Source organism: Limnobacter sp. (assembly GCF_036846585.1).
GTDB lineage: Bacteria > Pseudomonadota > Gammaproteobacteria > Burkholderiales > Burkholderiaceae_B > Limnobacter.
The window spans coordinates 1-20,773 of record NZ_DAIUBR010000024.1 but is presented as its reverse complement, the minus strand read 5'-3'; the positions used below and the strand labels follow the sequence as shown (position 1 = coordinate 20,773).

Here is a 20,773-nt window from a genome sequence, read left to right as displayed (position 1 = left end):
TCAGTGGGATTGCATTTCGCTTATTTTCCGGAATTCCTGCAATTTCGTGCGCAAGAACACAATCATCGCATCGCGGTCGTGCAATTCAGAACTTAAAAACTCCACGGCCGATGTCAATTGCTCCACTTCCGCTGAGCGCCGTTGAATAATTTCACTGGCGCGTTGCTGAAGCTTGGCCAGCTGCCTGCACAGGGCATCGTTTTCCGACAAGAGGGAATCCACCGATTTGTTGAAACAGGCAGCAGCTTTCATGGTGTGCCATCCTTTGAGTTTAGTGCAGGGCGCCGCCCGCGTACTGCCTGTCGCGGCCTTGCGGGGCGGGTTGGTCCAAGGCCTTTTTGATGCGCTGGATCTCGGCTTGTGCAAAGCCCATCATGCCCAACAGGTCGCGAAACGCTGAAGCCTCAAAACGCAGGGTCATGTAATGAAGGCACAGCGACACCACATTGGACTTGTCGCAGTAATACACCGAGCCGTTTTCACTACCCGCCAACCACTGGCCCAGTTGGGCTGTGCAGTTTTCCTGCTGCATAAAGAACTCCCGTTTTGTTCAAATGAGAATTCATCGTAAATGATAATTATTATCAATACAAGTGTTTTGTGCAGGAATTCGATCAATTTCCCGGAAGCTTTCTGACCACAGTCAATTTGTTGCCAACCGGGGTGTTTTGTTCACCCAGAATGCCTTTTTCCGTAACCAGCAAATCGGTGCTGGAAAACAGGGGTGGGCGGCCTTGCATGACCTGCGATGTGCCGGTGGAAAAGGTGAAAGGGTCAAATCCATCAACCTGGTTGCCCAGAAGATCAAGCTTGACTACCTGGCCCGTGAAAAAAAGACTGACCGCGAAACCATCGGCGAGAAAGGAAAAATCGTCGGGTATGCCCTGAAGGGTTGCCAGCACAGCCGGCATGCCAGCCGAGCCATCATTTCGAATGGCCACCACATTGAGACGTCCCAAGGCCGGAACTTCCGAATCGGTGAAGAAAAGCGAACGGCCACGCCGTTGAATGCCATTGGGAAAACGGCCCGCCAGGTCCAGCCAGGTGGTCTGGTTTTGTACCTGCAAGGGGTTTTCCCCGGAAAGGGTCAATTTCACAATTTTTGGCGAGGGCAGGGCGGTGCTGGACACAGGCCCATCCACGGCGTACAGCGTTTTGCCATCTGCACTGCTGGTCAAGCCATTGGCAAAGGCCATGCTGTCGTAGTTGAATATTGCCGAGAGGGTCATCGGTGAATTGTCCAGCGACCCCGCCCACAGTGTGCCGTCGCCACAGTTGGCGTAAAGCGTATTTCTTGCAATGGTCAAACCGGTGAAATTGCATGTGGCGCTGGAAATTGTAATGGCCTCAAAGCTGTTGCCATTTTTGACCACCTCCACCACAGCCTGACCGCCCGACACAAACAGCCTGCCCGATGCGGAAAAAATCATGTTTTCTGCATCAGGCACAATCAGCAATTCTTCTAGCGAACCACATGTATTGTTAAAGCAGGGCGAGTTTTGCTCAAACGATGATGCAGATGTGCGTGTAACACCACCGCCTGTGGGCTGTTCTCCAGTGCACGACAACATGAGTGGAAGCAACAGAAAAAGACAGTGGGAGATACGAACGCGCATGTGATAAATTCCAGAAAGGGACACCCCTTGTACTGGGTGCCCGTTTCTTTGGATGTCAGTGCGTCACGCCTGGAGCAATTCGAATCGCAAACCCGCGTGTTGTTGAAGGCGGGTCATGAGTGTTTCACCCATCAGCGAAGCGGGTGTCCAAAAGCCACCAGCCTTTTCATGGCTGTCTTTGGCCAGGCACACCACCGCCTCGCCCAGCATTTTGCCAGTTGAACCGTAACCGGGGTCCATGTCGCCCGTTACTTTGGCCACCAAGGTACCTCCCTTGCTGGTGGTGCCGTAAAAACGAAGATCATAGGATCCACGCTGCTGCGATGTTTCACTGGGCCCTTCACCAGGTTTTGGAACCACGAATTTTTCCAGCGCCCAGCGTGTAGGGGGGATGGCCGCACCAATCAGAAAACCAGCCATGCCACCGGCCAGGCCCATCGCGGTCAAGCGGCCCTTCAAACCATTGCCGGTCATCATGGCTTCATCGTATTTGAATTCCTTGCCATACCCATAGTTCTGCAAGGCATTGCTTCGGTGAACAACGCGGGTGTTGATGCCCGCCATGACAAAAGGTGCCAGCCAGCTTTTTGCGACCGGGTCGAATTCAGCAAACGTCACATTGGGTTGGCGCGCGGCCAAACGGCTTGGGGAAATCAGGTAGGGATTGGCCAGTTTTTTGGCCAGTGAACGGTCGGCGGCCACCTCACGCGTCACGTTGATCATGCTGGCCACAGTGCCGCCCGAGAATTCGCCTTTCAGCTTGCGCACGCGCATGCGAATTTGCTGACAGGGTTCACCGTATTGAACCTTTGCAGATTTCTGTAAAAATAAAACACCGAGATCTGAAGGGATTGAATCAAATCCACAGCAATGCACAATTCGCGCACCGCTTTGTTTGGCGGTTTCTTCGTGCGCTTCAATCATGCGTGCAATCCATTGCACCTCGCCGGTCAGGTCGCAGTAGTCGGTGCCGGTTTGCGCGCACACCTTCACCAAGGGCGATCCGTACAATGCATAAGGGCCCACGGTTGAAACAATGACTTTGGTTCTCGAGCACAGCGTTTGTAGTTCGTCTTCGCTGCCTGCATTGGCGATCAGGACAGGCAATTCCCGTGCCTGTTCACCAAGCCTGTTTTTCAGAAGATCCAGTTTGCCCGGGTCGCGACCCGCAATCGCCCACTTCACCTCGCCGTTTATCCCGTGTCGTTTCCACAGATACTGCACCAGAATTTGGCCCACAAAACTGGTTGCACCGAACACGATCAAATCAAATTCTTTCTTTTTCATTGGGGTTTGTCTCCTGATTTATTGTATTTGCCAAGATTCTCTCACACTCAATAAACCTTGTATCGATATTCTAAATACTGATTATTTGTAGGCCATTGGAGTGAGGATGGGTGGCCGGAGCCTTAACCCGATCGGGGGGACGTAAATTGAATGTGGAATATTTAAGGTGAATTCATTCTCCGGAGAATAAAATGGCAACACCCACAGCAGTGAATTTCCTTTCAGATTCCACTTCGCAATTGCTGCCATTCTGGATCGCGCAAGCAAAGTCAGATCACGAACTTGAGCTTGCTGCAAAAGCACGTCAAATTGCTTATGGGAGACATTTGCCAGAATTCGGAGAGCGGCTGGCCACGCCGGATGACGATGACCGCCATCCGGACTCTGCTGTTCTTCTTGCATTCTCGAAACTGGATGGCAGTTGCATTGGCACAGTGAGAATACAAATAGCCGGTCAACAGAGCATTCGGCTGGAAGAGTCATTTGCATTGCCTGACGCGCTGCACACAGGTCGCATTGCTGAAATATCCAGGTTGGCCATTCCTCCTCGTTCCAATGGGCTGGCACTTCGTTTGATGTTGATCAAGGCTGCTTATTGGTACAGCCGCGCCAATGAAGTTGACCGTTGTTTCTTGTGTGTACGGCATCCAGTGGATCGCCAATACCGGAGATTTGATTTACATGATGTGCTGCCAGCCAAGGAATTTGTACCGATGCAGCACATTGGCATGATTCCTCACCGCATATTCTGGTTCGACGTATTCAATATCGAACAACGCTGGCTACTTTCGGCAAACCCGCTTCACTCGGTGTACTTTGCAAATTCCCATCCTGACCTGCTTGACAATATTCAGGCTTGTACCTTGTTGCAAGAGGCTCAGGGTCGCTTGCGTTCTAACGGATAAATCTTATGCATGCTGCCGTACTGAACACAAGATTTTTCAAGATCATGCAAAGCTTGCAAAATGCTCCTTGGATACCACTGCTTTCACTGGTCTTGTTGAGCTGCTTTCTGGTGGTCGCATTTGTCAATTTGTCCGTGCTTGACGAGCATAGCCCACAGGAGCTGCATCTTCAATTTTCAACATTGAATGACCGCGAGGCCGAAGGTTCCCTGTTTGCAATTGTCGAGCGTATTCGCAATGCGCGACAGCAAAGCGTTCTTCGAACGCATTTGAACGAAGAACCTTACTGGGTATATGCCATATTGCCGTCGGGTGTTTTGCTGCAAAACAATCAAATGTATTTTCGATCCCGACATCTTGTGCAATCGGATTGCTGGGGCAAAGGTGATGAAGGTGACATGACACAACTGGAACTGATGTCCAATCAGGGGCGTCTGCTTTCAACAAATTTGCAGGGCAAGACCAATTTGCAAGGTGTATTGTGTCAATTCAAGTTCATAGGCCCCGCAAGTCTTGAAGTGGGGTTGCAAACATTAGCAAGTTTTGATGAAAGTACCCGACTGTTTGAGCGCCGGCAAGGATTTCTGGAAGGTGTGCTGTACTTGATGATCGGCTTGGTGGCTGTTGCGGCCATCATGACCCGCAGGTCGATCTTTGTCTGTTATGGCTTCTGGTTGTTTGCCAGCTTGCGACTGGTGGCTTTGTCTGAGGGCTGGGATCATAGCCTGTTCGGCGTGGAATTGGGCGTAGACGCATTGCCCAATGTCCGCATGATGGCTCTGGCCATGTATTTCACTTCAACAGTCTTGATTGTGTGGCACCTGTTCGACAATATACGGCGCGAGTCGTGGCTTGGCGTACTTCGGGTATTGCAGTCCGCTTGTGTGGCGTTGCTTTTGCTGGCCCTGTTTTCACCTTATCGAACGTTCCTTGAGTTGTTTTGGCCCATGAGTTTACTGGCCACATCGGTGGTGGCATGGGTCGTTATTCAGTATTTTCTTGAAAAACGAGACAGGGTGGCGATTTATTATCTGGCCGCCATGCTGATCACATTGACTGGCGCTGTTGCGGAAGTGTTGGCTGCATGGTTTGATCAAACATTCTTGCTTCAGTACTTCAACAGCGCATCGGTTACCGTGTTGGCCAGCATCATGACGGCAGTTGCGCTGGCCGAGTTTCTGCGCAAGGCCCAATTCCAGCAACAGCATGCAGCAATGGAAATCAAACTGGCGCATGAGCGTTTGGCCAGCGTGTTTGATATTGCGCCATCGGCCATGTTCACCTGTTCGAAGCAGGGCACTTTGCTTAACTACAACAAACAGTTCACCGATTTGTTTTTAAACCCGGAAGGCAAACCCACTTTGGATTTTTTGCAGACGCAAAGGCTGGCAGCCCTTTTCAATCTATTGGAGAAACCGGGCAAGTCGTCTCGCCGAGAATTGCCGGTGGTGGTTGGTGAGGGGCAAACCCGCTGGTTTGAATTGGTGGTTAGCCGGGATCAAAACGAACTGGTGGGTGTGGTCAGCGACTTCACTGTGAGAAAGGACAAAGAGCTGGCTTTGCAATACCAGGCCACACACGACGAGTTGACCGGTGCCTTGAACCGGCGCGGCTTGCAGAACTGCATCCACAACAAACTGCTTAAAAGCACTTCCAATTTCACTTTCTTTTGTCTGGATATTCGGCAATTTTCCAAATTGATCAGTGCGTATGGTCTTGCTGTGTCGGACCAGCTTTTACAGGCGTTTTACACCGAAATTTATCGACACATGAATGCGCACGGAGAAATTGCGCGTTTGCATGTGGATCAGTTTGCGATATTGATTAATCAGAATGACACGATGAAAGCTGAGGAAACTTTTGCCTCCCTGCTGGATCAACTGGACAAAGTTGCATTTCAGCTGGAGGGGCGCAGCATTCAGACGCAGGTACTGGTCAGCATCGTCTATCAAGGCATTATTGACAATGTGCTGGATGTGATGGAAACGGTTGAAGTGTCCATGCGCGAAGCAAAGTTGAAAGCCAAACACAACAGCAATGTAGAAAGAGTGGTGTTCGAGCAAAGCCAAACACGTGGCCTTCTTGAGCAATCGCGCACCATTCGCCGCTTGGGCGACCACAAATTGCCAACAGGGCTAACCTTGGCGTGGCAGCCCATTTTGGCCATGGGGCAAATCGATGGCCCGCTGTACGCAGAGGCCCTGTTGCGCATCAAGGGTGAGGACGGCAAGTTGAATTCTGCAGCCTATCTGCTCGAGGCCTGCGATCGGGGTGGGCACATGGCATTTCTGGACAACTGGGTACTTAGTCAAAGTCTCGATTTTCTCAGCGAGAACGCAGATGCGCTTCAAAAACTCAGCGTGTTGAGTATCAACGTGTCGCCTGGCTCATTGAATGATGAAATATTTCTCCAAGACACATTGGCGTTGATCAAGGTGCATCAAGCCCAGGCCTCGAAGCTGTGTCTGGAAATTACGGAAGTGGGTTCAGTGATTAACCTGCAAGCGGTACAAAATTTTATCGAGCAGGTGCGTACTTTGGGGGTGCGAATTGCGCTGGACGATTTTGGTGCGGGTTACAGCAACTTCCGTTACGCGATCGATCTGCATGCAGATGTCATTAAAATTGACGGGTCAATTATCAAGAATATTTGTCACAGCACTGAAAGCCATGCCGTGACCACTGCCATTGTGGGCCTGGCCCATGACCTGGGTTGCAAGTGCGTGGCGGAATGGGTGGAAGACTTGCACACCCTGCGCGAGGTCAAGGAGCTGGGGGTCGATTATGTGCAGGGTTACCTGGTGTCGCCTGCGGTTGAATGCATCCGTTTTCTGAATCTAAGCAGTCCACTGGAACTGGTCGCAGACAGAAACCGGGCACAGCTGATTCAAGACATTATTGATTCAGTGATCTGCTGAGGCGTTTGGGCAGGTGCTTGCTCGGTGTACTCGACCCAGAAACGTTTCACAATGGATTTTTCCAGTTGACCCCGTTTGTTCAGAGGGCAGGCAAGCCGCAAGGTCATGCGCAAACATTTTTCATCAATGCTTGCCCAAAATACCTCGGGGCGGGCCTTTGGAAGATCAACAAAGTTGTCACGCTCCACCGCAGAAAAATGTCGTTCTGCTTCCTCAATCCAGTGTTTTCCTGCTTCGTTGGCCAAACGAAGCACCAGTGTTTCCGCGTCCTGAATTCTCACTGATTTGTCGAAATTGAAATCAATCAGGTGAATGCCATACGAGCCATAAATCGAGAGGTTTTTCATGGCCTGTGTAAATACCAGGCTGTTGGGCAGCGACAGCAAACGCCCGGTCTGTTTTTTCGACGGACCAATTTCTGCCAGCTCAAAGGTAACGAACCCGGTGTTGACCAACTGCCCCGTGAATTGACCCACTTCAATGGTGCTGCCAATTCGAAGGCTTTTGTTCAGTGAAATAATCAGTGCACCCCACAGGCACAGAATGAATTCTTTGCTGACAATCAACAAGGCACCACCAATTGCGGCCAGTGAAATCAAAAAGCCGGTGATTTGATTCGACCACAAGGCAACAATCAACAGCACGGCGCTGGCCCACACAATGTTTTTTCGGCGCACCCATGTGGCCCGCACGTTGCCTGTTTGTGGCGGGGTTGTTTTTGTTTCCCGAAGCAAACGCCAGTGCATCAAACGGCTTATTGCGCCTGCCAGAACCAGCATGCCCATCGACAAAATCAGTCTGCCCAGCCGGCTTTCAAGAAAGTTGAAAACCTGTTCAACCGCGGGTTCAAGATCTTTGAAAAACTGAAGAATTTCCATATCAACTTCTTTTCGCTGCGCGTTGGTCTTGCTGGAAAATCATTTCCAGTTCCTCGCGGCCCTGGAGACCGATTTCAATCACTTTCTCGCTGTCACCCATTACCTTGGCTTGTTTGTTCAACAGGTTCTCATCGTGCTGTTTGAAGGTTTCTGCTTTTTGCATGGCTTGGCCATCGCTGTAACCCAAGGCGTGAAGTGCTTCGGTGGCGGCTTCCAGTGCACCCGCGAACAATTCACGAACAACCGAATGCGCCCCCGCTGCCTTCAAGGCCAGGTAATCATTGCGGTTGTGCGCGCGGGCGATGATGGTAATTCTCGGATAGTGATGAACGATGAACTCAACAATCGCCCGCGACATTCTGGGGTCATCAATGGCCACAATCACGGTGCGAACTTTGGAAATTCCCGCTGCTTCAAGAACCTCGGCACGAGAGGCGTCACCGTAGTAAACCTTGTTGCCGAATTTCTTTACGAATTCGATGTGGTCTGCATTTTTATCCAGTGCAGTGAACCGAATTTGGTTGGCTGCAAGAATACGGCCGGTAACCTGACCAAAGCGGCCAAAACCAAGAATAAGTGCTTCTGATCCGCTGGTGTCGAATTTTTCCAGATTCTGCGGAGTTTTCGCGATCTGTTTGTCAGTGAACATCTCGAACCACAACACAGCTGGTGCCGTTAACGCCATGGAAATGCCGACCATCAGGTTCACCATGCCTGCGGTGCCTTCGCCCAGCAAGCGCAAGTCCATCGCCTGGGCCATGATCACGAAGCCAAATTCACCGCCTTGGCACAGCATCAAACCCAACATCAAGCCGCGCGGGAAGGGCACCCCCGTCACCATGATCAAACCGATAATGACAGCGGCCTTCAAGAACATCAAACCCAGTGTGCCGAACATCACGGTGAGTGGCGATTCCACCAACAGGCCGAAATTCAGGGTCATGCCAATGGAGATGAAAAACAAACCCAGGCTGAGGCCTTTGAAAGGTTCAACATCGGCTTCAAGCTGATGACGAAATGAGGAGTTGGCCAACATCATGCCCGCCATGAAAGCACCCAGGCCCATGGACAGGTTGGCGTGTTCCATTACCACCGCAGCGCCCAGCACAATCAACAGTGCCACCACGGTCATGATTTCCCGGCCACCATGGCGCGATAAAAAATGAAGGGCAGGGTTGATCAGGTAACGTGCAAATACGATCAAACCGAAAATAGCCGCTGGGGCAAGCCACCACTGGCCTGGGTCGGTGTCGGGTTCAATGGGTGCAATGGCTTGCACTACGAACAGAATGGGCACCACGGCCAGGTCTTGGAATAGCAGGATGGAAAAACCGCGCCGTCCGTCTTCATTGCCCAATATGCCCTTGTCGGCCATCAGCTGTATGGCAAAAGCAGTGGAGGACAGGCCCAAAGCCAAGGCAATCACCAGTGCAGCGTTGCTGTTCATCTCGAACATGAATGCCAGCACGCCGTAAATAACGCCTGCAGTAATAAACAATTGCCCTGAACCCAACAGCAGCACTTGCGCACGCATGGCCCACAGCTTGGCGGGTTCCAGTTCAAGGCCAATGACGAACAGCAGCAAGATGACGCCAATTTCAGAGAAGTGCAGTACTTTTTCCGGGTCGTCGATCAGCCCCAACACCTGGGGGCCGATGATTACGCCTGCAGCCAGATACCCAAGAATCGCACCCAAGCCCAATTTTTTGAACAAAGGCACGGCCAGCGCTGCAGCGAGCAAAAAGTAAACAACACTTTCCATTTTGTCTCTCGATTTTTTTAGATCAGTTCAATGGCCAGCGCCGTGGCTTCACCACCACCAATGCACAAACTGGCCACGCCGACTTTTCCTTTGGTTTTTTTCAGTGCGCCAATCAGGGTGCACACAATTCGGGCACCGCTGGCGCCAATGGGGTGGCCCAGCGCACAGGCGCCGCCGTGAATGTTGACCTTGTCAGCGGGCAGGTTCAAATCAACCATGGCTGCCATGGTGACCACGGCAAAGGCTTCATTGATCTCGAACAAGTCCACCTGTTCGACACTCAGGCCGGTTTTTTCAAACAGCCGTTGTAACGCGCCAACCGGTGCAGTGGTAAACAAACTGGGCTTTTGTGCATGGGTGCTGTGCCCCAGTATGCGCGCCAAGGGGGTTAAGCCCAGTTTTTCCGCGTGGCTTTGTTTCATCATGACAACAGCGGCTGCACCGTCTGAAATGGACGAGCTGTTGGCCGCAGTTACAGTACCGCCCTCCCGCCGAAAGGCGGGCTTCAGGGTGGGCACCTTGCTTGGGTCGGCTTTCAAGGGTTGCTCGTCGGTGCTGACCCATTCAGTGCCTTTGCGTGTGGCCACTTCAATGGGAGCAATTTCCCACTGAAAGCTGCCGTCTTGCGTGGCTAGTTTGGCGCGTGCCAGTGAACGAATGGCGAATTCATCTTGCGCCTGACGCGTAAAGCCGTACAGGTCGGCACATTCCTCGGCGAAGGTGCCCATCAGGCGGCCTTTGTCGTAAGCGTCTTCAAGGCCGTCGAGAAACATGTGGTCCATCACCTGCCCGTGGCCCATGCGCATGCCGCCACGGGCCTTGGGCAGCAGGTAGGGCGCATTGCTCATGCATTCCATGCCGCCGGCCACTGCCACTTGGGTGCTGCCGGCCAACAGGCTGTCGTGTGCCATCATGATGGCTTTCATGCCGGAACCGCACATTTTATTGATGGTGGTGCAGGCGCTGCTCAGCGGCAAACCCGCTGTTAGCGCGGCTTGACGTGCCGGGGCCTGGCCCTGGCCTGCTGGCAATACGCAACCCATGATGACTTCATCAACTTTTTCTGAAAGGGTGGGGTGACCAGCGCGCAGTACAGCTTGCTGAATGGCGTGGGCGCCCAGTTCGCTGGCGGTAAAACCAGACATGCTGCCCTGAAAACCGCCCATGGGGGTGCGGGCTGAGGATACGATCACGATGGGGTCGTGGTTCATGGTGTGTGGTCTCCGGGAAAATAGGTTTTATTTGCCCTATTTTCCCGTGAGCCACGGCTTTCGCAAGCCCCTTGCAGCAATTATGCAGCAGTTTTTTCGGTCTGGCCTTTTCCTTGAAGTTCGCGGCGCAACTGTTCAGTGGCTTTCACCATCGTGGCCAATGCCGCTTCGGTCTCCTCCCAGCCACGGGTTTTCAAGCCGCAATCGGGGTTGACCCACAGGTTTTCGGGGGGAATGACCTGCGCTGCCTTGCGGATCAAGCGCACAATTTCATCTTGTCCCGGTACGCGGGGCGAGTGAATGTCGTACACACCGGGACCAATTTCATTGGGGTAATGGAATTCGCCAAAGCCGCGCAGCAATTCCATGTCGGAACGGCTGGTTTCAATGGTGATCACATCGGCATCCATGGCCGCAATGGCAGGCAGAATGTCGTTGAATTCTGAATAGCACATGTGCGTGTGAATTTGCGTGTCGTCTTGAACCGGGCTGGCTGAAATCCGGAAAGCTTTGCTGGCCCATTGCAGGTAGTCGTCCCAACGCGCTTTGCGCAAGGGCAAACCTTCGCGGTAAGCGGGTTCGTCAATTTGAATCATGCCAATGCCGGCTTGTTCAAGGTCCGCCACTTCATCGCGAATGGCCAGTGCAATTTGCAAGGCAGTGGTTGCGCGGGCTTGGTCGTTTCGCACAAAGCTCCATTGCAAAATGGTCACAGGGCCCGTTAGCATGCCTTTTACAGGCTTCTCGCTCAGGCTTTGAGCAAACCTTGCAACCTCAACGGTCATGGCTTTCGGGCGGGCAACGTCGCCAAACAGAATTGGGGGCTTCACGCAACGCGAACCATAGCTTTGCACCCAGCCATTGGCCGAGAAAGTAAAGCCTTCCAGCTGTTCACCAAAATACTCCACCATGTCGTTGCGCTCGGCTTCGCCGTGCACCAGCACATCCAGCCCGATGCGTTCCTGAAACTCAATGGCTTGACGAATTTCCTGGCTAATGTGCTGCCAATAAGTGGTTTCATCGATTTCGTTTTTCTTGAACCGTGCACGCAAGTTACGAATGTTTTTGGTTTGCGGAAATGAACCAATCGTGGTGGTGGGGTAGGCTGGCAAGTTAAAACGTTTGCGCTGCACTTGCTGGCGAATTGAAAATTCGCTGCCGCGCTGGTCGGCAGTCGGTGCCAATGCGGTAAGGCGTGCCTTCACTTCGGGGTTGTTCAGCAAGGGGCTTTGGGCGCGTTGTTTCACCGTGGCCCTGTGTTCATTCCACAGGGTGCTCAAGGCACCTGTCAGTGTTTTGCCTTGTAGTTGTGTTTTGGCGGCTTGCTTGAGTAGCTCCAGTTCTTCCAGCTTCTCGATGGCGCCAGCCAACCACGGCTTTACAAGCGGGTTCACTGTGGAATCATTGCTGAATTGATAAGGTACATGCAACAGTGAACAGCTGGGTGCCAGCCATACTTCGCCTTTGCCAGCATCAAATGTTTTGGCGATTTGGTTAAGTGAGGCTTGTAAGTCTGTTTTCCAAATGTTGCGGCCGTCAATCAAGCCCAGCGACAACACTTTGTAGTTGGGTAGCCAGTCAAGCACCAGTGGCAAGTCTTCTTGTGCGCGCACACAGTCAATGTGCAAGCCATCCACCGGCAGTTTGCACACTGCGCTGGTTTGGCCCTGCGTGGTCGAGAAGTACGTGGCCAGCAGAAGTTTTACGCCGCTGCTTTTCAGTTGCAGGTAGCTGCGCTCGAACGCAGCCAGGTAATTGCCGGGCAGGTCCAGGCCCAGTATGGGTTCGTCTAGCTGCACCCATTCAATGCCATGCGCTTTCAGTTCAGCCAGAATTTGGCCGTACACGGGCAACAGTTGTTCAAGCAGGTCGAACTGGTCAAACCCGGCTTGTTTACTTTTGCCCTGGAACAAGAAAGTGAGCGGACCAATCAGGCTGACCTTGATGGGGTGGTTCAAGGTTTTGGCTTGTTCAATTTGCTCTACCAGGCTTGCGGTGTGGGCTTTGAACAATGTGTCGGCTTTGAATTCCGGCACCATGTAGTGGTAATTGGTGTCAAACCACTTGGTCATTTCAAGTGCCCAAGTTTCATGCACATGGGTACAACTGTTGCTCTCTGTCGATTTTCCGCGAACCATGGTGAAATAGCGTTGCAGCCTGGATTGCTCTGGTTTGAATTCGAAACGTGCAGGTTCGCAGCCCAGCAATTGAATGTGGTCTGCCATTTGGTCGTAAAAGGCAAAGTCGCCCACCGTGATGAAATCAAGCCCTGAATCAATTTGGACTTGCCAGTGTTTCAGGCGCAACTCATGTGCGCTGGCGCGTAATTCTTCTTCGGAAGTTTCGCCGCGCCAATGGCTTTCCAGTGCAAATTTCAATTCGCGGTTTTCACCGATTCTGGGAAAGCCCAGGATGTGTGTTTTGATCATGGTGTTTCTTCTTGTGTGGCAATTAAAACATCATGATCGGCATAAACAGGTTATTATTCAAACGAATAATATTTGTGAAAATAGTGAATCAAATTCATGTCAAAAAGTATTCTGGAATTGCGCCACCTGCGCACACTGCAAGCCATTGAGCAAACCGGTAGCCTAAGCCGCGCTGCTGATGTGCTGTGCATTACCCAAAGTGCGGTGTCGCATCAAATCAAAGCACTTGAAGACTGGTTGGGTGAGGAACTGGTGTACAAGCAGGGCGGGCAAAGCCGCTTCAGTGTGGTGGGGCAACGCCTGCTGCAACTGGCAGGGCAGGTACTGGGGCAGGTTGACCAGGCTGAACTGGACATTCTGCAAATGAAGCAGGGCGCAGGCGGCCCGCTGCGTGTGGCCGTGGAATGCCACACCTGCTTTGACTGGTTAATGCCTTCAATGGACGTGTACCGCAACCGCTGGCCTGAAGTGGAGCTGGACATTGTTTCGGGTTTCCATGCCGACCCGGTGGGCCTGCTGCACAAAGGCGACGCGGAACTGGCGATCGTGTCCGAGCTGTGCGAGGAAGAGGGCATTGTTTCCTTCCCTCTATTTCGCTTCGAAATGGTGGGCCTGGTGCCCGTGGATTCAAAGCTGGCCACGCGCGCGTATTTAAAGCCTTCCGATTTTGCAGGTGAAACTTTGCTAACCTACCCTGTGCCCGACGACATGCTGGACGTGATCAAGCATTTTCTAACCCCCGCTGGTGTGCAGGTAAAGCGCCGCAGCAGCGAATTAACCGTGGCCCTGTTGCAGCTGGTGGCCAGCAAACGCGGGCTTTCTGCCTTGCCTGCCTGGGCCGTGAAAGGTTATGTGGACCGCGGTTATGTGGCCCAGGTGCCATTGGGTAGAAAGGGGCTGATTTCGACCTTGTACGCAGCTTTGCCAAAGGCGATTGCGGGCAAGCATTACACCGCTGATTTTGTGGCGGTGATGCGTGAAGTGTGCGCACGTGAACTGGATGGGATTGAGCTGTTGGGGTAGCAGTGAAAAATTCTATTCAACAAACACATTGCAATAGTCCAGCCTGTATTTTCCGTCTGCTGACTTTTTCATGTACGGCTTCGTATCTATCTGCAAAAAGATGGGTGAAGCGTTTCCATCATTTCCGTTTCTGATGCGTTCCAGCAATTCCCATCTTGATTTCTGAACTTGGCTGATTTGGTCCTTGACAGGTTCTATGCCCTTGAATCTAATCTTGATTGTTTGTTTGCAGTTGGGTGCTTCAATCGGGAAGTGTTTTTTGTTCACCAATATTTCGAATTGCGACCAGTTCTCGATTAGTTGCTTGATGGACGAAGGCGCTTGTTGATGCAGTGAAAGTTCTTGAATGTTTGTGATAAAAAGTGTGGTTTTGTTAAGGAACTGTATTCCTGCTCCAGCCAGCAGATGCGTAGGAAAGGTCAATAAAAGGACAACTGAAATTTGTTTTTTCAAGGAGAAATATTTTTAGTGATTTAACGGCAGTTTTCAAATGTTGGAACGCTTTCGGCACAATTTTGATCAGAAATCTTGAGAAGTTTTCGTATGCATATGTAAGCAAGAATCCAGAACAAGAGACTGGTGGTCGCAATCGCAATCTTGATGATGAATACTGATGGCAACAACAAGCTGAATAGCGACAATGGGGCGAGCAAAAAAATGGATTGAGTTGGCCATTTTTTTTAGTTTTACATAGGTTTGACGGGTGCCTTCAATTGAGTAGAAGGCGCAAATCAGCAAACTGAATACTGGTGTCCATATTGAATTCGGGAAAAAAAATCCAGTGATGCTCGACATGGTCAATGTGCTGGACAGCATGAGAAACATGCAGCAAATAGCCCAAGTGAAGCGTGCAGACAAGCTATTTTTCATGACTCCAGCCCAACTATATAAATACTGACTTCTTTGACATTTCCATCCAGCGAGCTGGATAGAAAAGACAAACCTGCAGCGATGGAATCTTTTAAACTTTTCATGGCACCAGCACTGATTTGAGCAGACGTGTAGCGCTTTGGTTCAGCACCCCCTCGGATCAGTCGTTTGATTTCTCCGTTGGATACGTTTGGTCTGCGCAACTTGATCATTTCCTTGGTTAACAGGGAGGCTTGTTGACGATTGATGTTGCCAGTCAATGCGGTTGGAATTTTTACACCCGCGTTGGCGAGTACCCGGACGGCTCGTCTCGCTGCTTCAGCACTTCCGCACTTTCATCAATTGCCAATACAATACCGAAGGGGCGTAGATCGGTGATAGAGTTTGTAAGTTGAAGGCATTTTTGTGGAAACTGTGGATTGAACTGATGTTGCATAGATAAGTCGAATTGGTGATGTAAAACTTATTATCCGCTCACCCTTGGTAATAACAAAAATTGAGGTTGATTGATCACTATTGTTGATTAACTCCAACGAGTCTTAAGCTTCTTTGAGTCATCAGAATAGAAATACTTTTTTGAATGTTCGCATCCGATTGATTACTGAGTAGCGCAGAGTGATCGATTAAAGCCCCCCCGCCAACTGAACATACACCGGTATCCCCACCAAAATATTCAGCGGAAATGTAATGCCCAGCGAAAGCCCCACATACAGGCTTGGGTTTGCCTCGGGAATTGCGTAGCGCACCACTGCAGGCACGGCGATGTAGGAAGCACTTGCTGCCAGCACCATCAACAAGGCCGTGTCGCCAACGCTTGCGCCAGTGGCTTTGGCCAAAACCCAAGCTAGCGTGGCGTGTGCAATGGGCGCAACCACCGCGTAGGCAATCATCCATTTGGACACTGCTTTCAATTTTGGAAGGTGCTTGGCTGTGCTCAAACCCATGTCGAGCAGGAAGAAAGCCAGCATGCCTTTGAACAGGTCGCCTGTAAACGGTTGCATGGCTTCTTTGCCGGCATTGCCACTCATGAAACCAATCAGCATGGCACCCAGCAACAGCAACTGCGCGCCCTCTGTAAATGATTCCTGCAACAAGTGCCCAAAACCCTTGCCGGGAACGGGTGCTGCATTTACCGCCTGGGTTTGCTTGCGGGCCATATTGGCAAACAGCACGGCCAGAACAATGGCCGGAGATTCCATCAGCGCCATCGCAGCGGCCATGTGCCCGCCGTATGCAATGTCTGATTTTTCCAGAAACTGCACTGCGGTAATAAAAGTAACGGCGCTTACCGACCCATACGTGGCCGCAATGGCCGCTGCATCAAATGCCGATGTACAGCGCTTCAGTATCGGGTAACTGATCAGGGGCACCACCACGGCCAGCAATATTGCACTGCCCAAACCGCCCAGCACTTGCGTGTTAAAACCTGATTCATGCAGGGCAAAGCCGCCTTTCAAGCCCAAGGCCATCAGCAAATACAGCGAAAGAAATCGGCTAACCTGCGTGGGAATTTCCAGGTTGGATTTAACCAGCCCACTGAAAATACCCAAGAGGAAAAACAGAATGGCGGGGTCGGTGAAGTTGTTCATGGTGCATGCAGTATTGAAAGTGCGCCAATGCTATGCAGAATTAATAATCATGTAAAATCAAAAAATAGATAATTATCATCACCAAAAGGTTATGTAAAATTATGAACTTAACCCTTCGGCAACTGCACCTGTTCACTGCGCTGGCTCGCCTGAAAAGCATTACAGCCGTGGCGAGGCACTTTCATGTCACCCAGCCTACAGTTTCAATGCAAATGAAAGAATTGGCTGAATCAGTGGGTTTGCCCTTGTACGAGGTCATCGGCAAGGCGGTGTACTTAACACCCGCAGGCCTTGAACTTGAAGCAACCGCACACGCCATGCTGGGCGAACTGGAGGCGTTTCAGCAACGCATTGACGACATCAAGGGCTTTCGGCGTGGCAAGCTGACCGTGGCAGTTGTAAGTACAGCGGAATATTTCGTGCCACGCTTGTTGGGCGACTTTTGCGCGAAGTACCCTGAAGTCGAAATTGCCCTGGAAGTGTTAAACCGCAACGGTGTTATTCAGCGGCTTGAACACAATCTGGATGACCTGTACATCATGTCCAAACCACCGGCGAATCTCGATGTTGAGGCCAAGGCCTTCATGACCAATTCGCTTCAGGTGGTTGCACCCGCTGGCCACCCTTTGACCCAGCGTAAGCGAATCAAGCACACCGAGCTTGCAAAGCATTTTTTTATTCTGCGCGAAAGGGGTTCAGGCACGCGCTTGGCCTGCGATTCGCACTTCGAAAGCCTGGGGTTTGAGCCCACCGTGCGGCTTGAATTGGGCAGCAACGAAGCCATTAAGCAGGCAGTGCAGGGCGGTATGGGTTTGGCGGTGTTGTCTGAACATGCCTTGAATGCAGGTTCGGCCACGGGGGGCCTTCAAACACTGAATGTGCAAAGCTTCCCGATTCACGCCAACTGGTACACGGTGCGGCCCAACGGCAAGCGGCCATCGCCGGTGGCGGCTGATTTCTGGCGCTACCTGAACGTAGAGCTAAAGAAAACACGTTGATTTCAAGGGATAACTTCCACATTGTTTAAAAACGAACGTTCGTTCGAATTCATCCTCCACCTTGCCGCCTGTTTCTGCGTTAACCTTTGGTTTACATCTACATTCACTTCATAAAAACAGCAGTCTTGGAGACTTTTCAATGAATTTGAACAATTTGGTGGCCGTGGTCACAGGTGGTGCGTCGGGTTTGGGTTTGGCAACTGCGGAGCAATTTGTTGCAGCCGGTGCCAAAGTGGCGGTGTTCGACATGAATGAAGAAGCGGGCAAGGCAGCCGAAGCTGCACACCCGGGCAAAGTGATGTTCCAGAAAGTAAACGTGGCCGATGCGGCTTCTGCCCGTGCAGGCATTGATGCAACCATGGCTGCCTTTGGTGCCATTCACATTGCGGTGAATTGCGCGGGTGTTGGAGCTGCCGGTAAAACGCTGGACCGCGACAGTAAAGCACTGCCACTGGAGGCTTTTGCAAAAACCATCAATATTAACCTGATTGGCACCTTCAATATTGCAAGCCTTGCGGCTGAAGCCATGGCCAAAAATGCACCCGATGAAGATGGCCAGCGCGGTGTAATCATCAACACCGCTTCGGTTGCTGCCTTCGATGGCCAAACCGGCCAGGCCGCGTATTCGGCCAGCAAGGGCGGTGTGGTGGGCATGACATTGCCCATGGCCCGCGACTTGGGTCGTTATGGCATTCGCGTGATGACAATTGCCCCCGGCATTTTCGACACACCGATGATGCAAGGTGTTTCAGAAGAATACCGCCAGCCGCTAATTGCCATGGTTCAAAACCCCAAGCGTTTTGGTGCGCCTGCCGAGTATGGTCGCCTGTGCCTGAGCATTGTTGAAAACAATTACCTGAACGGCGAAACCATCCGCATTGATGGCAGCATCCGCATGCAAGCGAAGTAAGAAGGAAGGGGAATCATCATGGTAGTTGAAAACGAAGACATCACCTTGTTTCGCGACATGCTGTTGCGTTGTCTTGAAAAGGAAGTGATCCCGCATTACGATCAGTGGGAAAAAGACGGCTGGATGCCCAAGCAAGCCTGGCTGATGCTGGGTGCCGCAGGCATGCTGGGGCCAGACATGCCGGAAGAATACGGTACGGCTGGTGCGCCATTCGAAGTGGCCCTGATGATTCTTGAAGAAACCTGCCGCCTGAATTTGCATTCGCTAAGCACAGCGCTGAATGTGCACGCCAACATTGTGATGCCCTACATCAACAATTTGGGCACGGCAGAACAAAGGGCGCAGTGGCTGCCCCGCATGGCCACGGGTGAAGTGGTGGGTTCCATTGGCATGACTGAACCCGGCGCAGGCAGCGACCTGGCCGGTATGCGCACCAACGCGGTTCGCGATGGCGATGAGTGGGTGATCAATGGTTCCAAAACATTCATCACCAACGGCTTGCATTGCGGGCTGATCGTACTGGCCGCCAAAACCGATACCACCAAGGGTGCCAGGGGCATCAGTTTGTTTTTGGTGGACAGCAGCTTGCCCGGTTTCAAGAAAGGCAAGGGCATCAAGAAAATGGGACAGCATTCCAACGACACGGCCGAACTGTTTTTTGACAATCTGCGCGTGCCAGCCAACGCCTTGCTGGGCGAGGAAAACAAAGGCTTCATTTACCTGATGCAGGAACTGCCGCGAGAGCGCTTGGGCCTGGGTTCACAAGCCGTGGGTGCTTGTGAAGGCGCCATGGCCATTACGGTGGATTACGTCACCCAGCGCAAGGCGTTTGGCAGCACTGTGGCCCAGTTTCAAAACACACGTTTCAAAATGGCCGAACTGCGTGCGCAGCTTGAATTGACCAAAGCGTATTTGAAGCAGTGCGAAGCGCGTTTCAAGATGGGTGCAATGACGACTGAAGAAGCATCCATTTTGAAATTGATGTCAACAGAGTTGCAGGTGAAGTTAACCCACGAATGTTTGCAACTGTTTGGTGGTTACGGTTACACCGAAGAATATCCAATTTCCCGTTTCTTCACTGATGCACGGGTGCAAACCATTTATGCGGGTACGTCGGAAATCATGAAGGAAATGATTGCGAGAGGCGAGTTGGGGCGGTGAGTGTCGGCAACTTGGTTTTATAGCCAACTCAGCGGGGTCGCCTGTCCCGCACTGAAAACCGCTTGATTCAAACGTAGCGGTTTTCTTGAATGTGCGGAGCAGGCAGACCCACTGCCGAGTTGCCTGGGTTGAGAATCATCGACTTTGGCGAATCTCCCAACTTCACCAATAGTGCGCGCGTGTGTGATCAGTCACCGGCCTGCTTCAAGCGCAATCAGCAGCGATGTCCCAATCGCTTCGCCTTCAAGAAAACCTGCCTGTTTGAATTCACTCGCCACGCTCGGCCAAAGGCCCGCACCGAGACTCGGCCCGCCCTTTTGCCGAGCGAGGTGAGTCAGGGTGAATTTCAAAAAGGGAAAATCAGGTTTTCTGGCGAGAGATTGGGATTCGCGCTGGTTGGGCAAATACCCTCCGTGATTGACGCAGCATTCTGCGCATTGAACCAGCATTGCGATGATTGGACACAAAACCGCAACATCACACTGGCATAAAGGGAAGTTAGTACTTTTTCAACACTCCTTTGTACCTACCTACATGAAAAAAATCTTCGAGACTTTGCACGAACAGCGTTGGGACGACCACCGCTACTACCATCACAGCCGCATCAACCAAAGCCTGCACTTGCTCAGTGCCATGTCCTTCCTGTTCGGCTATGTGCTGCTGTTCATTGACCCGGTTTCTGCCGCGCTTGTGGCCTGGCTTGTGGCCATGACCAGCCGCCAGATCGGGCACTTCTTTTTCGAACCCAAAACCTACGATTACGTGAACGATGCCACGCACGATCACAAGGAAGACATCAAGGTGGGTTACAACTTGCGCCGCAAGGTGATCCTTCTCAGCATTTGGGGTGCCTTGCCGGTGTTGATCTGGTTCAGCCCATCTACTTTTGGTTTGCCACCCACTGGCGCCGACATGGCCAGTTTTGTGCGCAGCGTGGGTGAATCCTGGTTGTGGTTGGGCTTTGGTGGGCTGGTGTTCAGAACCATTCACCTGTTTTTCATTCGTGACATTGAAACAGGTTTGGTGTGGGCTCTGAAAATTATCACCGACCCATTCCATGACGTGAAGATTTACTACAAATCGCCGTTTTACCTGCTCAAAGGTCAGCTGATTGACCCCATGGACGATGTCAAGGCACGCCAGGTTTCTTTAAGCACTCGCCGCTGAATCTTCTTGTTGCTATCGCAGGCCGTACTGGTGTCCCACCAGCCATCGG

Annotated in this window: 20 protein-coding genes; 7 read left to right on the top strand and 13 right to left on the bottom strand. The window is 51.8% G+C overall.

Going from position 1 to position 20,773, the window contains the following annotated elements; translation table 11 throughout:
• The 4 genes from V7028_RS11280 to V7028_RS11265 all read right to left on the bottom strand — a co-directional run bounded on the left by V7028_RS11280 (position 1) and on the right by V7028_RS11265 (position 2,903).
• Positions 1-252 (bottom strand): hypothetical protein, encoded by a 252-nt coding sequence (locus V7028_RS11280; protein ID WP_334120183.1) that lies wholly within the window; start codon positions 250-252, stop codon positions 1-3.
• 19 nt (positions 253-271) lie between these two features.
• Positions 272-532 carry a hypothetical protein gene (locus tag V7028_RS11275; RefSeq protein ID WP_334120182.1) on the bottom strand — a complete coding sequence of 87 codons (261 nt, stop codon included), beginning with the start codon at positions 530-532 and terminating at the stop codon, positions 272-274.
• Positions 533-614: 82 nt separating this feature from the next.
• Positions 615-1,616, bottom strand: a complete 1,002-nt coding sequence (locus tag V7028_RS11270; protein ID WP_334120181.1) for a hypothetical protein — start codon at positions 1,614-1,616, stop codon at positions 615-617.
• A gap of 63 nt (positions 1,617-1,679) precedes the next feature.
• The gene (locus V7028_RS11265; RefSeq protein WP_334120180.1) at positions 1,680-2,903 is read right to left on the bottom strand and encodes a saccharopine dehydrogenase family protein; all 1,224 of its coding nucleotides are present in this window, start codon (positions 2,901-2,903) and stop codon (positions 1,680-1,682) included.
• A gap of 191 nt (positions 2,904-3,094) precedes the next feature.
• Between V7028_RS11265 and V7028_RS11260 the strand changes: the two genes are divergently transcribed.
• A complete protein-coding gene (locus V7028_RS11260; RefSeq protein ID WP_334120179.1) occupies positions 3,095-3,808 on the top strand; it encodes an N-acyl amino acid synthase FeeM domain-containing protein in 714 nt (237 codons plus the stop codon).
• A 110-nt stretch (positions 3,809-3,918) separates the two neighbouring features.
• Entirely contained in the window at positions 3,919-6,726 is a 2,808-nt protein-coding gene (locus V7028_RS11255) for an EAL domain-containing protein (RefSeq protein ID WP_334120178.1), read from the top strand.
• Here the strand turns inward: V7028_RS11255 and V7028_RS11250 are convergent.
• The 4 genes from V7028_RS11250 to metE all read right to left on the bottom strand — a co-directional run bounded on the left by V7028_RS11250 (position 6,696) and on the right by metE (position 13,006).
• Positions 6,696-7,604 carry a mechanosensitive ion channel family protein gene (locus V7028_RS11250; protein WP_334120177.1) on the bottom strand — a complete coding sequence of 303 codons (909 nt, stop codon included), beginning with the start codon at positions 7,602-7,604 and terminating at the stop codon, positions 6,696-6,698. The two genes, V7028_RS11255 and V7028_RS11250, sit on opposite strands and share 31 nt — an antisense overlap.
• 1 nt (position 7,605) lies before the next feature.
• On the bottom strand, positions 7,606-9,366 hold the full coding sequence (locus V7028_RS11245) for a monovalent cation:proton antiporter-2 (CPA2) family protein (RefSeq protein ID WP_334120176.1): 1,761 nt from the start codon (positions 9,364-9,366) through the stop codon (positions 7,606-7,608).
• Positions 9,367-9,383: 17 nt separating this feature from the next.
• Positions 9,384-10,577: an acetyl-CoA C-acyltransferase gene (locus V7028_RS11240; protein WP_334120175.1), complete on the bottom strand. Its 1,194-nt coding sequence runs from the start codon at positions 10,575-10,577 to the stop codon at positions 9,384-9,386.
• An 80-nt stretch (positions 10,578-10,657) separates the two neighbouring features.
• Positions 10,658-13,006: a 5-methyltetrahydropteroyltriglutamate--homocysteine S-methyltransferase gene (gene metE / locus V7028_RS11235; protein ID WP_334120174.1), complete on the bottom strand. Its 2,349-nt coding sequence runs from the start codon at positions 13,004-13,006 to the stop codon at positions 10,658-10,660.
• Positions 13,007-13,102: 96 nt separating this feature from the next.
• On the opposite strand from metE, the gene V7028_RS11230 reads away from it, so the two are divergent.
• Positions 13,103-14,029 carry a LysR family transcriptional regulator gene (locus V7028_RS11230; protein WP_334120173.1) on the top strand — a complete coding sequence of 309 codons (927 nt, stop codon included), beginning with the start codon at positions 13,103-13,105 and terminating at the stop codon, positions 14,027-14,029.
• 12 nt (positions 14,030-14,041) lie between these two features.
• On the opposite strand, the gene V7028_RS11225 is transcribed toward V7028_RS11230, so the two are convergent.
• The 4 genes from V7028_RS11225 to V7028_RS11210 form a co-directional block, all read right to left on the bottom strand.
• On the bottom strand, positions 14,042-14,482 hold the full coding sequence (locus V7028_RS11225; RefSeq protein ID WP_334120172.1) for a hypothetical protein: 441 nt from the start codon (positions 14,480-14,482) through the stop codon (positions 14,042-14,044).
• 66 nt (positions 14,483-14,548) lie between these two features.
• Positions 14,549-14,899: a hypothetical protein gene (locus tag V7028_RS11220; protein ID WP_334120171.1), complete on the bottom strand. Its 351-nt coding sequence runs from the start codon at positions 14,897-14,899 to the stop codon at positions 14,549-14,551.
• Entirely contained in the window at positions 14,896-15,159 is a 264-nt protein-coding gene (locus V7028_RS11215) for a hypothetical protein (RefSeq protein WP_334120170.1), read from the bottom strand. The genes V7028_RS11220 and V7028_RS11215 overlap by 4 nt, the downstream gene beginning before the upstream one ends.
• A 363-nt stretch (positions 15,160-15,522) precedes the next feature.
• Entirely contained in the window at positions 15,523-16,488 is a 966-nt protein-coding gene (locus V7028_RS11210; RefSeq protein WP_334120169.1) for a sodium-dependent bicarbonate transport family permease, read from the bottom strand.
• Between the two features lie 101 nt (positions 16,489-16,589).
• Here V7028_RS11210 and V7028_RS11205 point away from each other — a divergent pair, with 101 nt between their 5' ends.
• The 3 genes from V7028_RS11205 to V7028_RS11195 all read left to right on the top strand — a co-directional run bounded on the left by V7028_RS11205 (position 16,590) and on the right by V7028_RS11195 (position 19,557).
• Positions 16,590-17,486 (top strand): LysR family transcriptional regulator, encoded by an 897-nt coding sequence (locus tag V7028_RS11205; protein WP_334120168.1) that lies wholly within the window; start codon positions 16,590-16,592, stop codon positions 17,484-17,486.
• 139 nt (positions 17,487-17,625) lie between these two features.
• Positions 17,626-18,396: an SDR family NAD(P)-dependent oxidoreductase gene (locus V7028_RS11200; protein WP_334120167.1), complete on the top strand. Its 771-nt coding sequence runs from the start codon at positions 17,626-17,628 to the stop codon at positions 18,394-18,396.
• A gap of 18 nt (positions 18,397-18,414) precedes the next feature.
• Positions 18,415-19,557 (top strand): acyl-CoA dehydrogenase family protein, encoded by a 1,143-nt coding sequence (locus V7028_RS11195; RefSeq protein ID WP_334120166.1) that lies wholly within the window; start codon positions 18,415-18,417, stop codon positions 19,555-19,557.
• A 191-nt stretch (positions 19,558-19,748) separates the two neighbouring features.
• Here the strand turns inward: V7028_RS11195 and V7028_RS11190 are convergent, their stop codons facing one another.
• Positions 19,749-19,961, bottom strand: coding sequence for a hypothetical protein (locus tag V7028_RS11190; RefSeq protein ID WP_334120165.1), 213 nt, complete (start codon positions 19,959-19,961; stop codon positions 19,749-19,751).
• A 130-nt stretch (positions 19,962-20,091) separates the two neighbouring features.
• Between V7028_RS11190 and V7028_RS11185 the strand changes: the two genes are divergently transcribed.
• Positions 20,092-20,724: a hypothetical protein gene (locus V7028_RS11185; protein ID WP_334120164.1), complete on the top strand. Its 633-nt coding sequence runs from the start codon at positions 20,092-20,094 to the stop codon at positions 20,722-20,724.
• Positions 20,725-20,773: the final 49 nt, after the last annotated feature.